Source organism: Glycomyces xiaoerkulensis (genome assembly GCF_002798405.1).
Classification (GTDB): domain Bacteria; phylum Actinomycetota; class Actinomycetes; order Mycobacteriales; family Micromonosporaceae; genus Glycomyces; species Glycomyces xiaoerkulensis.
Genome location: NZ_PGGV01000033.1, coordinates 183206 through 195710 on the forward strand (window position 1 = coordinate 183206; position 12505 = coordinate 195710).

8 protein-coding genes and 1 CRISPR repeat array are annotated in these 12505 nt (G+C 69.9%); of the genes, 2 read left to right on the forward strand and 6 right to left on the reverse strand.

The features are described 5' to 3' along the window. Positions 1 to 2: 2 nt before the first annotated feature. The 6 genes from cas5e to CUT39_RS14475 all read right to left on the reverse strand — a co-directional run bounded on the left by cas5e (position 3) and on the right by CUT39_RS14475 (position 10454). Positions 3 to 710, reverse strand: coding sequence for a type I-E CRISPR-associated protein Cas5/CasD (gene cas5e / locus CUT39_RS14450; RefSeq protein ID WP_100447757.1), 708 nt, complete (start codon positions 708 to 710; stop codon positions 3 to 5). After that, complete coding sequence (gene cas7e, locus CUT39_RS14455; RefSeq protein WP_100447759.1) at positions 707 to 1813, reverse strand: type I-E CRISPR-associated protein Cas7/Cse4/CasC; 1107 nt, start codon at positions 1811 to 1813, stop codon at positions 707 to 709. The genes cas5e and cas7e overlap by 4 nt, the downstream gene beginning before the upstream one ends. Next, a complete protein-coding gene (casB, locus tag CUT39_RS14460) occupies positions 1810 to 2448 on the reverse strand; it encodes a type I-E CRISPR-associated protein Cse2/CasB (RefSeq protein ID WP_100447761.1) in 639 nt (212 codons plus the stop codon). The genes cas7e and casB overlap by 4 nt, the downstream gene beginning before the upstream one ends. Next, positions 2441 to 4117 carry a type I-E CRISPR-associated protein Cse1/CasA gene (gene casA / locus CUT39_RS14465; protein WP_100447763.1) on the reverse strand — a complete coding sequence of 559 codons (1677 nt, stop codon included), beginning with the start codon at positions 4115 to 4117 and terminating at the stop codon, positions 2441 to 2443. Before casA ends, casB begins: the two co-directional genes overlap by 8 nt. Beyond that, a complete protein-coding gene (locus CUT39_RS14470; protein ID WP_100447765.1) occupies positions 4114 to 6963 on the reverse strand; it encodes a CRISPR-associated helicase/endonuclease Cas3 in 2850 nt (949 codons plus the stop codon). Before CUT39_RS14470 ends, casA begins: the two co-directional genes overlap by 4 nt. A 775-nt stretch (positions 6964 to 7738) precedes the next feature. Beyond that, a CRISPR array of direct repeats spans positions 7739 to 8560; the repeat unit is 29 nt; unit sequence GGGATCATCCCCGCCTGCGCGGGGAGCAC. Positions 8561 to 8744: 184 nt separating this feature from the next. Further along, a complete protein-coding gene (locus tag CUT39_RS14475) occupies positions 8745 to 10454 on the reverse strand; it encodes an N-6 DNA methylase (protein WP_100447767.1) in 1710 nt (569 codons plus the stop codon). A 338-nt stretch (positions 10455 to 10792) separates the two neighbouring features. Here CUT39_RS14475 and CUT39_RS14480 point away from each other — a divergent pair, with 338 nt between their 5' ends. Both CUT39_RS14480 and CUT39_RS14485 read left to right on the forward strand, forming a co-directional pair. Then, on the forward strand, positions 10793 to 11464 hold the full coding sequence (locus tag CUT39_RS14480) for a hypothetical protein (RefSeq protein WP_100447769.1): 672 nt from the start codon (positions 10793 to 10795) through the stop codon (positions 11462 to 11464). Between the two features lie 334 nt (positions 11465 to 11798). Next, positions 11799 to 12464, forward strand: a complete 666-nt coding sequence (locus CUT39_RS14485) for a DUF4272 domain-containing protein (protein ID WP_100447771.1) — start codon at positions 11799 to 11801, stop codon at positions 12462 to 12464. Positions 12465 to 12505 lie beyond the last annotated feature (41 nt).

The window sequence follows — 12505 nt, forward strand, 5'->3', positions numbered from 1 at the left end:
CGCTACCCCTCCAGCGCCGCGAACGGATCGTGCTCGAGATCGGAACTTCTGGACGAGTCGGGGTTCGGCATCTCCAGCCGCTCCTCGATGACCTTGCGCCACTCGTACTCCCGACGCTCCGGATCGAAGCTCACCGGGGCGTCCCGAACCACCTCGTCGGCGGTCTCGTCCGGTTCGGCGTCCCTGACGATCCGCAGCCCCACCGTCGGCCCCATGCTCCGCCTCCAGGCGGGCGAGGCCAGCCACGATTCACGGTCGTGCAGGACTTCCCGCAGCGGCGAGTCGGTGACCGCCTTGAGCACCGGCCGCGACGGCGGGCACGAACGGCGCCCCAGGTACGGGATGAAATGCGGGCGCCTCATCGCCTCCGCCAGGCCCTCGATGATTCCGGCGGGTCCCTCGACCGCGGCGAGGAAGGCCGCGTCGGACAGGAAGTACCGCTCGGACTGCCGCGAGCCCTGCCCGGCCGAGTCCAGGCCGCGCGCGGTCTGGTACTCCCGCAGCACCCGGCCCGGCTGGTCGGCGCGGGTCCCGAACCGCAGCCGCAGCAGTTCGGCGAGCGGATCGGTCCGCCGCAGGCCGCGGGCCGCGGCCAGCATGCCCAGTACGCCGCTCTTGGAGGGGAGCCGGTCGGTGCCGCGCCGCATGAACCGGCTCCCGGTCCCCCACGATTGCAGCGGCCCGGCCAGATGCATGACCAGCGTCGTCATGACCGACCGACCCGCTCGGAGACCAGCTCGCCGACGCCGGAGACCAGCTCGTCGAGCGAGACCGACTCGGCCAGCTCCGCCAGACGCATGGTGCGCTCGCCCACGCACACGCTCCAAGCGGCGACGGGCGTGGTGCCGAAGGCGCCGTCGACCGCCTCGGCTTGGGCGGCCAGCATCCGCACCGCCGATTCGAGGCGGCCGTCCTTCTCGTCGGCCGGGGACTCGAAGGCGCCGACGAGGTTGACCGGCTGCGTGTCGCGGACGGTCAGCAGCACCGCGTCCGGCAGGGTCCGGTTGGCGAAAGTGTTCTGCTTCCCGCTGGGCATGCTGGTCACGAACGCCCGCACGGCCGTCTCGACGGCGCGGCCGGTGGCGTCGGCGCCGCCCAGCATCTCGCCGAGCCGGTCGGCGTCGATCGTGGCGTACCGGTAGAGCGTGGACGAATTGAACTCGACGGTGCCGATCATCGCCGCACCGGTCTCGTCGTCCTCCTCCTTGCGGTCGTCGACGGCGGTGAAGTAATCGAACTCCGGCTCGACGGCGTGGACGCTGATGGCGTGGGCGACCTGGCAGCAGGCGTCGATGTTGACGTCGGGCGCGTCGGCGATCATGCGGCCGAACAGCGCGATGTCGATCGAGTGGTCGTTGTTGACGATCTCCTTGGCGGCCTTGCCGGCGAGCTTCTGGCCGCTGTTCTCGGCCTCGATGGCGGCCTCGGCCAACCGGTCGTACTGCCGGTTGGACAGGAAGACGAGGTACTCCGATTCCTCCTTGGCGTCCTTCTTGGGCGCCTTGACCTTGAGGCCGGCCGCCTCCAGCGCCTTCTTGGCGACGGCCTCGGCCCGGTCGGACAGACCGGGATCGAGCGAGGCGATGCGCTCCTCGAGGACCTCGAGGATCTGCTTGGTGCGCAGGCCGAGATCGCTCTGGTCGAGCTGGGCGCGGAAGGCGACGCGCATGGCGCGCTTCCACGCCTGGCTGGAGACGCGGGCGCGGCGCACTCCGCCGTAGTAGGCGGTCTTGGGGGAGCCGGTGTCGTCCCGGTTCAGGTTCGACGGAGGCACCGTCTGGAGAACGTGGACGTCGATGAGAGTGCGGTTCATTGCTGCTCCAGGGAGTCGGGCTTGTCGTGGTCGGTGCGGTCGTCGGTGCGCCAGTAGTCGCGGCCCCAGACGCCGCGCAGTCTTTGCGGTCCGCCGGGGCCGAGGAAGATCATGAGGTCGTCGGCGAAGCGGCCGTAGTCCATGCCGATGCCGCCGCCGCGGAGCTGAGCCACCAGACCCCGGGTGTGGTGCCGCAGCTCCGGGAAGCTCGCCGCGGTACCGGCCGCCGCGAAGCGGCGCCTGACCGCCTCCGTCGACGGGCTGCGCGCCGCCAGCAGGGCCACGGCCGTCGCGAACGACGGCCCGTCGACGTGCATGGGGTCCTCGAATCGGGACTGCTGGTGGAGCGCGTACAGCGAGACTGCGGCGCTGACGGCGAGCTCGGCGCGGGTCGGCTCGTCGCCGTAGGTCGGCCCGAGCAGGCCCGGCGGCAGCTCCCGCACCCCGCTGAGGGCGAACTGGACGCCCGGCTCGGCGTTGACCTCCCGTCTCAGCTTCGCGAGCGAGGCGACCGCCGCGGGCTCGCGGCGTCGGTAGCGGCGCTGCAGGTCGGCGACCTGCCCGGCCACGAAGTCGCCGAGCGCTCGGCGGCGTCGATGCGGGGTCCTCCGGGGTTCGGTACCAGTTTCAGTCACTCGAGGGCTCCTCTGCTGAACTGTCGGTCGGGGGTTCGCTGCGGGGCGACGCCAGCGGCAGCGCCTTCCGCAGCTTGGTCCGGAAGTTCCGTTCGGCGAGCGGGGCGGCGAGGAAGTATCCGTTCGACTCCCGGCCGACCCATGCGACCGGACCCGCCTGCTCGGCCAGCTCGGCGCCGGTGCGCAGCATGCGAGCGCGGACGTCCTGCTGCCAGGCGCGGCGGGCGGCCTCGATGTCGGTGTCGGCCTTCAGCAGCGCGAGCCAAGTGCGGAAGCGGCCGTCGAGTTCGCCGTAGGCGGCGTCGGCGGCCTTGGCGCGGGCCGAGTCGACGCCGTCGCTGCCGCCCGCCGCCCGGGCGAGGTCGGCCGCCAGCGCGGTGAGCGCCCGGACCGCCGCCTCGGCGTCGGCGACGGCGTCGCGGACGGCGGCGGCCAGGTCGGGCCGGTCGTGGTCGAACACGGCCGCGGCCATGGTCAGCCCGTCGTCGACCAGGTCCTCGATCACCGATTCGTTGCTGATGTAGTGGCCGCCGAGCGCCCGTGCTTCGACTGTGCGGTCGGCGGGGATCATGCCGCGCTCGGTGAGGTGGCCGACCCACTCCATGACGCCGGGGGTGAGGGCGTCGCCGCCGGTGGCCGAGCGTCCGGCGGTGCCGGGCAGCATCGAGGCCAGTCCGCGCCAGAGGTTGCGGCGCGGGTCGTGCGCCTTGGGCAGGTAGACCAGCGGCTGCTTGAGCCGCTTCTCTTGGGGTCGGCTGCGTCTCCAGGCGGTGAAGGGCTCGATCAGGTGGAGGTTGGCGCCGGGCAGCTTGTCGCCTTGGCAGACCAGGGCGCCGGTGACCGACTGCTTGTCGAAGTGGAGCCGGACGCGGCGGGACTGCCAGGTGTACAGGTCGAGCGGTCCGAGTGGCCTGCCGCTGGGCCATTCGCCGTCGACGCCGGGACGTTGTTCGATCGTCGGCGTCTGCGGCGGGCGCTCCCAGAGGGGCAGGTCGTCCTCGTCGAATCGCGCGTAGGGCACGTCGAAGGCGATCAGGTTGAGCAGCAGTGTCTCCCGCAGGTCGTCGCCGCGGGCGTATACGCCGCCGTAGCGGCCGCAGTATCCGGGTCCGATGGGGTAACCTTTGCCGCCCTTGACGCGGGGGTCCGCCTTCGCGCCCGACTTGATGCCGGCAGGGTCGAACGTCTGGCAGTGCACGAGCCAGCGGGCGGCTTCGGCGAAGCCGATGCGGTCGGTCGAGTCCGCCTCGCGCATGCGGAAGTAGGGGTTGCCGACCGGGAGGTCGGCGATGAACCCGGCGAGGCTCGTCCTGCCGCTGCCGGCCGGTTCGAGGTCGCCGACCTGGTAGAAGGGCGTCTCGGGGTGGAGCAGGTCGAAGCGGTGGCGCCAGTGGTCGAGGTAGTCGGCGAGGTCGTCGATCGGGAGCCGGTCGTCCCGCCACAGGCGCCGCCATTCCAGATCGTTCTCGGGGCCGTCGATCGAGCAGTGCAGGACGGCCAGGAGCAGCCGCAGGACGGCGAGTTCCTGTGTGGGTACGTCGCCGGTGAGTCGTGCGATGGAGCCGGATTCGGTGAACAGCTCCAGCATCGACACCTCGGCGGTGGTGCCGTCGTGCCGCTGCACCAGGATCCAGGGTCGGTCGATGAGGTCGAATCGGGGTGGACTCATGGGAGTCGGGTTGCCTCCAAGCCGTCGCGGTGGTCGTAGTGGAGCTCGAATCCGGCCAGGCGGGTTCGCCCGGTGTGGTCGAAGTCGAGCAGCAGTTCGCCTTTGAGCAGGTAGACCTGTTCCCAGGCGGGGTAGTCGTGCCGGGCCTCGAGTTCGGCTATGGCCGCGTCGACCGGGACGCCGCGGGGCAGCGCGAGTGTGCAGGAGGCGAGGGTCCGCGCCAGCGCCGGTTCCGGAGCCGTGTCGGTCGGGATCTCCAACCCGCCGCCGGTTTCGAGCCAGGGCGGGGTGATGAGGCGTTTTCCGTCGCGGACGGCCACCAGCACTTCGAGGGTCTCGGTGGAGTCGTCGCGGACGTGGGCGCGTCCGGAAGGGCTGTCTTCGTCGTGCTTGTCGCTGCCGGTGGCCTGGGCGTGGAGCCAGCCGAGGAGTGGGGTGCCAGGGGAGGCGGGGCGGTCGAGCTGGAAGATCTCGGCCCGGCTCGCCTTGGAAGACATGGCGGCCTCGTGGTCGAGTTCGGCCCGGTTCATCGTCTCGTGCCACTCGACCGGCCCGTCCGGGCGCCCGCCGTAGGCGGCTTGGACGAGCGGGGCGATGTCGTCGGGGACGGTCACGGGCCGGTCCGATTCGAGCCGGTCCCACAGGACGGCCGCCGACCGGAGCAGGGGATGCTCGCCGTAGACGGTGCGGGAGCCGCGGACCGGCTCGGGCGGGACGGCGCCCCAGTCGGCGCCGGTGAAGTAGCACTTGGCCGGTCCGGTGCGTCCGGGCCGGTGGTGGCGGTGGAGCCGGCCCATCCGCTGCAGGACTAGGTCTACCGGGGCGAGGTCGGTGACCAGGAGGTCGAAGTCGATGTCGAGGCTCTGTTCGGCGACCTGGCTGGCGACTACGATGTGCTTCTCTGGCCGCTTTACAGGGGATTTGCGTTCGGGAGGTCCGAAGGCGTCGCGGAGCCACTGGTCCTTGGCGGCTCGGTCGGCGGCCATGAAGCGGGAGTGGGCGACGGAAACGATCGAGCTCGGGAACCGGGCGCGGAGCCGCGCCGCGGTCTCCTGCACCCGGCGGACCGTGTTCTGCACGACCAGCGCGCATCCCCCGTCGGCGAGCTCTCGTTCCAGGAGTGCCCCGAGCGATTCGGGGGTGTCCTCCAGGCACGCGAGGTGGACCTCCTGGTCGCGGCCGGAGGGTTCGGTGACCGTGACCAGCGGTGCCTCGGTTCCGGAGGCGGCGAGCACCGGATATCCGATGTCGCCGTGGAGGACGTCGTACGGGTCGGCGGCCGGTCGGGATGCCCGCCGGGGCCGACGCTTCCGGCGTCCGAGCCGGCCGCGGTCGTATGCGGCGAGCATCGCCTTGCGACGCTGCGCGGGCAGCGTCGCGGACAGTACGATCACCGGGACCCCTATGGCGCCCATCCATTCCAGGGCGCGATCCAAGTAGGAGCTCATGTAGACGTCGTAAGCATGCGCTTCGTCCACGATGACCACTTTTCCGGCCAGGCCCAGGTGGCGGAGCACCACGTGTTTCGATTTCAGCGCCGAGAACAGCAACTGGTCGATCGTGCCGATGACGAAGTTGGAGAGCATGGCCCGTTTCCGGCCGGCGGTCCAACTGTGCGCCGCCACCCCGGCGCCGCCGTCGTCCATCCCGATTCGCGACGGCGCTCCGCGCCAGAAGAGCCGCTTGAAGTCCTGGTTGAGCCGGGCCTTGCCGTGAGCAAGCATGACGCTCTGATGTCCGCGCCCCACATCAGCGTCCGGGAGGCGAGTGAGCCAATCGAGCACCCGCAGGAACATGGCGTCACTCGTCGCGCGAGTGGGGAGTGCGACCAGGCAGCCGCCCGCGCCGGTGCGGGAGGCCAGGATCTCGGCTGCGGCGAGCGCGGCCTCGGTCTTGCCCTCGCCCATCGGGGCCTCGATTACCATCAGTCCGGGAGCGGCCATGCGCTCGGCCAGGTCGACTGCGGCGCTCTGAACCGGCCGGATCGTTGCGCCTTCCGGCAGCGTGAACCGCTGCTGGAACAGATCGCCCTGCTCCGGTTCCGGCCGTGCGGTCCAAGGGGTGGGCAGATCGAGCTCCTCCCACGCTCGTTCCAAGCGGTCGTGCGCGGTCACCGAGTTGGGGTCGTCGTAGGGGAACAGGTCTTCATTGGAGGCGATCCAATCGGCGACGATGACGATCCCCGTGAGGATGGCCTGTACCGGCTGAGAGATACGGATCGTCGGCCAAGCCTCGATTCGGTCCGAGGCGCCGGTTTCGGTCGCGGCCCAGTCCAGCAGCTCCTCTTGGCATGTGGTCCACATGGGGCCACTGGAGTCGTCGACTCCGAGGAGGTAGGGCCTACGCCTGGCTTCTCCGAGGTCCCCGTCCGTCGGCGGTACGCCGTGGTGCCCGCCTACGACTACCGACAACTGCTGCGACTCAAGCCGGTCCCAACCGAAGCGATCAGCCAGCCACTGGTCGAGCAGGATCATGCCCGCAGTGGCGTGTCGAGCGAACTGGCGTTCGGTCTCTACCAGGGAGCTGAAGACGAAACCGCGGTCCCGCATGCGGTCGGCCAGCCACTCGACCTGCCAGGCGAAGGCGGGCGTGGCCTTGCCGACGTCATGGACGAACGCCAACCAGCCACAAAGCACCCGGCCGTCCGCATCGCCACCGGGGAGTTCAGCAGCGATGCGTCCCTTGATATTCGACGGAAGCCACTCGTCCCACAAGCGCATGGCCACCGCCCCCGAGTCGGACAGGTGCCGCCACAGTGGAAGCCACGCTTCCGAACCGTCCCATGAAGATTTGCCCCACGCAGACTGCACCGCGCGGGAAGGTCGCCATTGACCACTGTCTCGCATAAGGAGATCACGCCCGGTAGCGAAGCTGGGTTGCGGTGATGGTTTGGTACGGGCGAGTAATGGCCGGACGGTCCGTGGCATAGGTCCGAACGGCCCAAGTGCCGCCGGTGGAGTTGGTTCAGGGAGTTGAACAGGGCGCCGAGCGTACGGTCTGGGTAGCCCCGCCTCCGTGGAGATCACTGGAATCTACCGACGTGCTCGAAGTCCGCACAGGGGTCACCCCCGTCCCCGTGGGGAACGCCTGCCCTGCATCGAATTCGAGCCCGTGCCGTCGACGGTTGAACGAATGTTGTGGCGTCCTCGACGTTCGAGTCCGTTAGGGTCCGCCGATACAGCGCGACCCCCGGGGTCTGATATCCCTCAGATGGCCCAGGGGTCACTTCCCTTCCCATGCGCGATGGGCGGCATGTCCGAATGCTACACAATTCGGACCGAGCAGTGCGTACTCGTACCTCAAGTGCAATCGTTGCGAGCAGCGGATCCCAACGTCAACGCGGCCACACTCAGAGGCTGTCGCCACTGGTGGTTGCGAAAGATCCCTGGGCCTGATCGCGAGTCAGCTCCCGGGTCCGCCGGGACGGGTCAGGAACCAGAGGGACCGTGACCCAGAGCTATCGATGTGCTCACAATGCTGCATACTTGACGCATATACCACCCGGTGCCCGCCGCAGGGGCCGGGTTCTTCTATCGGTTCTCACGATTTGCGGACTGCCACCACCAATCCCCACCTGCACGGGGACCACGACCGGATGATCCACGAGCCCTCGGTCGGCCTGGGATCATCCCCGCCTGCGCGGGGAACACGCACCGGGGAACACCCGCTCGATCTGGTCCAGGGGATCATCCCCGCCTGCGCGGGGAGCACTGGGAGACGCTCATCAACGACGACCTCGACGCGGGATCATCCCCGCCTGCGCGGGGAGCACACCGTCGACCAGTCGGTGACATAGCACCACCGGGGATCATCCCCGCCTGCGCGGGGAGCACTGCTCCTCGGTGAGGATCCTCCTGTCGTGCCAGGGATCATCCCCGCCTGCGCGGGGAGCACGACGCTAGCGGTGAGCTGCTGATCATCGACCCGGGATCATCCCCGCCTGCGCGGGGAGCACATCGGTGAACCCCGACGGGGCGATGATGCGCAGGGATCATCCCCGCCTGCGCGGGGAGCACGACCCCGCCCACCCCAACAGCCTCGTTCCAAAGGGATCATCCCCGCCTGCGCGGGGAGCACGACCCGGTGAACCAGAACGCGTGCGCCCACTCCGGATCATCCCCGCCTGCGCGGGGAGCACGACGTCCAGGTGTCCAACTCGCACTCGACGTACGGATCATCCCCGCCTGCGCGGGGAGCACCGCTCGCGGAGGGCCTCGACCTCGTCGGCCAGGGGATCATCCCCGCCTGCGCGGGGAGCACACTTGGACGATTAACAATTTCGTGGAAGCCAAGGGATCATCCCCGCCTGCGCGGGGAGCACTCGGAATCTGAGGAAATGCGGGAAATGCGCGAGGGATCATCCCCGCCTGCGCGGGGAGCACAATACAGGAGCTAATCTCGTCACGGTCTCTTATGGATCATCCCCGCCTGCGCGGGGAGCACTCTTGTTGACCAGTGAGTTTACCCTAGCATCCCGGCGAATAGATTCACTCTCGCCAGACTGTCCGGTATGGATCTACTGCTCGGCCCTTGGCGTGGCCGCTGGTTTGTGCAGTGGGCATGGCGCGTGCGGTTCGTCGTGGGTCGGCCGCGTAGCCATCGCATGCCAACGGCAGCGGCCCTCGGTTCAAGATTCCACCTCGCCGCTCTCTCCGTCCCCTTCGTCGTCCACGGTGATCGCTCCGGTGACCAGGCCGGTCGCTACGTCTCCGGCCAGCGCGGCGGCTTCGGCGCCGGCGGTTTCGAGGCGGTCGCGCAGGTGCAGCAGTTCGGCGAAGGCCGCGCCGCGGCGGCGTTGTTCGGCCAGCGGCAGGCGCGGGAGCTTGACTGCGAGGATGCGGCGTTTGGCGCCGGTGGCGGTGCGCTTGGCGGCGCTGGGCAGCCGGGCGGTCAGGACGGCCGCCAGCCAGGCCGGGTCGACTGCGTCCGTGGCGCAACTGATCGTCCACTGAGAGTCCGATGCGGAGTCGAGGGGGCCGAGTCGGACCGTGCGCGGCCCGATCGGGTCGACGACGACGCCGTCGCCTTCGGCGCCGCCGGGGCCGATCTCGATGAGCCCGTCCCGTTCGAGGTCGGCCAGGCTGGTCTCCGGGGTGGGGTGGGACCGGCTCGGGCCGAAGCGGGGCAGCGGCGCGGCGAGTTCGGCGAGGGTCCGGCCGAGGCGTTCGGTGGCACCGGAGAGGTCATCGAGGCCGGTGTCGGCCGAGGCGAGGTAGACCGCGGGGGAGATGTCGACGTCCTCGTCCCACAGCCGCATGAGCGGGACGGTGACCGAGTCGGCGGTGCGGATGGCCGCGCCGGGCCGGGCGTTGAAGTCGTGCCAGGTCCGGGCGAAGTCGCCGCCGGTGGAGACCAGGAGCTGCGAGCTCTCGCCGCGGGGGACCAGGACCCAGATGTGCGCCTTGGAGTCGGGGTGGTCGATCACCGCACGCAGCGCGCCCCAGCGCAGCAGCTCGGAGCGGATGCGCCTGCCGGACCGCCGGTGGGCGACCATCGCGGGCATGCGGACGACGGCCACACCGCCGGGGGCCAGCAGCGAGAGGCAGTGCAGCGCCCAGGCGAGCTCGGGTTCGGTGCGCGGGGGCGTGCCGTAGGCCAGGCGGGGGTCGTCGCCGGTCGGGAGCCGCTCGTGTCCCCAGTCCTTGATGTTGAACGGCGGGTCGCACACCACGAGGTCGTAGCGCTCCTCGGGCAGCGGGCTCAGCAGTGAGTCGCCGATGTGGACGGCGATGTCGGCGCCGGGCCGCCGCAGTCGGAGTCGCCGTTCGCAGATCGCCGCCTGGGTCGAGGACAGGTCTCTGCCGGACACCGAGGCCGTCTCGGGCACGGTACGGACGAGGGCGGTGAGCAGGTCGCCCTCGCCGCAGGCCGGGTCGTGGACCGCGAGGCCCGGCCCGGACGGGGCGCAGACGGCGCCGATGTCGACCAGCGCCCCGATGCCGGGGGTGGCGGTGCCGGTGGTCTCGCGGGCGCGTTCGACGAAGAATTCGAACAGCTCGGCCGGATCGGTCTCGGCGGTGGCTTCTTCCAGGCGCTTTGCCAGTTCGGAGCCGTCGCCGTCGAGGGCCGCGGCGACGGCGCGCAGCGCGTGGTCGGGGGAGGGGTGGGTGCCGTGGAGCGAGAACCAGATCCGGTCGGCGGTGGTGATGTGCAGTTCGCGGCCGTGCTGGGCGGCCCAATGTTCGATCTGGGCGAGGTCGAAGCGGGGGCGCCGGGCGCTCTCGTCGACCGGGGTGGGGAAGTCCGGTTCGCGCCTGCGCCAGTTGCTGACGGCGTTGCGACCGACCTCGGCCAGACGGGCGAGGTCGGTGAGGGTGATGGTCTCGTGGGCGGTCATGCGGCTCCCCTGCTCGGCATATATCGAATCGTAGCCCACCGCGCGCTGTTGAGCTTTGACACAGGCCGTCAATCGTGTGAATCAAAATCACAAGACAGTTGTGTTGAAGCTCGTGGCACGATGAATGCCGCCGCGGGCGCCACCCCGATCTCCGCGGCGTGATCTTGGCCATGTGCGACGGTCGCATGTCGCGCCCGATCGCACAATCCCAGCTCGCACAAGGCAACCGGCGACGGCTGCTTGCAGCCGAGACCTAGAGTCCTCCTGGTCAGCCGAACCGCCGCGGCTCCCCTCGGGCGCGGCGAAGCACAGAAAGTGATCCATTGCAGAACGAGACGATGAAGCGACTGCTCGCCCTCGGCGCGGCCGGCCTGGCCGGCGCCGCGCTCACCGGATGCTCCCTCCTGGAGGACTCCGGCGACTCGAACGACTCGAGCGAGGTCAGCAACGAGCAGTTCGACGCCGCGGCCGATGCCACCGAAGGCGACTGCCTGCCCCTCGAAATGGTCGGCGGCGACGGATCCGAATTCGCCGTGGACTGCTCCGACCCCGAGGCGTACTGGAGCATCACGGCCATCACCGGCGACACCGACGCCACCGCCTCCGGCGGCGATCTCACCGACCACCAGGCGATCTTCGACATGTGCGGCGAAGAGGTCGGCGCCTACCTGCCGGGCGAGCCGCTCACCGACTGGAACATGATCTACGACCAGACGAGCGGCGATGTCGACTACCTGTTCTGCGTCGAGTCGCTGTCCGAACCCGACGAGGAGGGCGTAGCCGCCGTCGTACCGACCACCGGCGACTGCTTCGGCTCCTCCGACATCGGTGCGACGGTGCCCTGCGAGTCGGAGCAGGCCGAGTACACCGTCCTCGACGTGGTCGAGATGGAGCTGGCCGAGCACGATGAGGCCGGGATCGAGGAGGCCGCCGCAGACTGCGGCCAGACCGCCTACTTCGACCTGACCGACCAGTTCGGCCGCACCGGCGCACTGCTCTGCGTGGAGTAGTGCCGGAGCGATCCGATGCGGGCCGGAGGCGAAGCCTCCGGCCCGGTCGCGGTGCGGAATGGCCACTGTCGACCTCGGTACCGGTTTCGCCGGAATAGTGGTGAATCGGTACGGTTCGACCCCGCATCATACCCATCGGTAGGCCACATGGGACTCGTACACAACAATGCGAGAAACACCAGCGCAGCACTAGAATCGCCGGTCGGGGCGCAATTGAAAAAACGGCAGGGCCCGATTGACTCGAGCATGTGTCGGACGCTACAGTCTTTCACAACTACCCTTCCGTGTAACGCAACCACCCCGTCAGGTGAACCCTAAGTGGTAGGGAGCCCATATGCCGTCCCTGATCTCGGACCCGCGCAGCGTGCGACTGCGGACAGTGGACGGACTGAGCGCGTTGGGCATACCCGCCCCGCCCGCCGACTTCCCGATGCCGTTCCCCCAAGGCCAGCTCCCCCGGCTGCGCCCGCGGGGCCAGCTCGAGGCGCGCGCCGCGATCCTCAACATCGTCCAGGCCCGCGTGTTCGACATGCCCGAGGAACTGGCGATGCGCTGGCTGCTCGACGCCCACGTGCTCGACCAGCTCACCCCCGACGAATGGGGCTTCATCGCCTGCGGCCGCGGCGACCGGGCCCGGTACGCCGACCAGCTCGAGTGCCTCTACACCGACGCCTGGCTGCTCGGCCTGGTCGACCACCTGGACCCGAGCGTCGCCTGCTCGGAGGACCTGCCCGACCTGCTGCCGGACCTGCGGCGGCCCGAGACGTTCAGCGAATGGCGCGACCGGCACCTGACCCCCACCCGCGACGCGGGCGTCGTCGCCGAGATGCTCGACCTCTACTACTGCCTCGACTGGCTGTGCGACCAGGCCCGGCGCGCCGGCCGACCGGTGCCGTCCGGGGTCGACGACAACCTGGTGTGGCACCGCCGCTGGGCGCTGGAGTGGGCCGTGGTCTTCGCCGAGGAACGCCCTGTGCACTGGGACGAGGTCCGATTCTGAGCCCGACCGGGTTGTGAGCCAGACCCGCGTCCGGCGGCCGC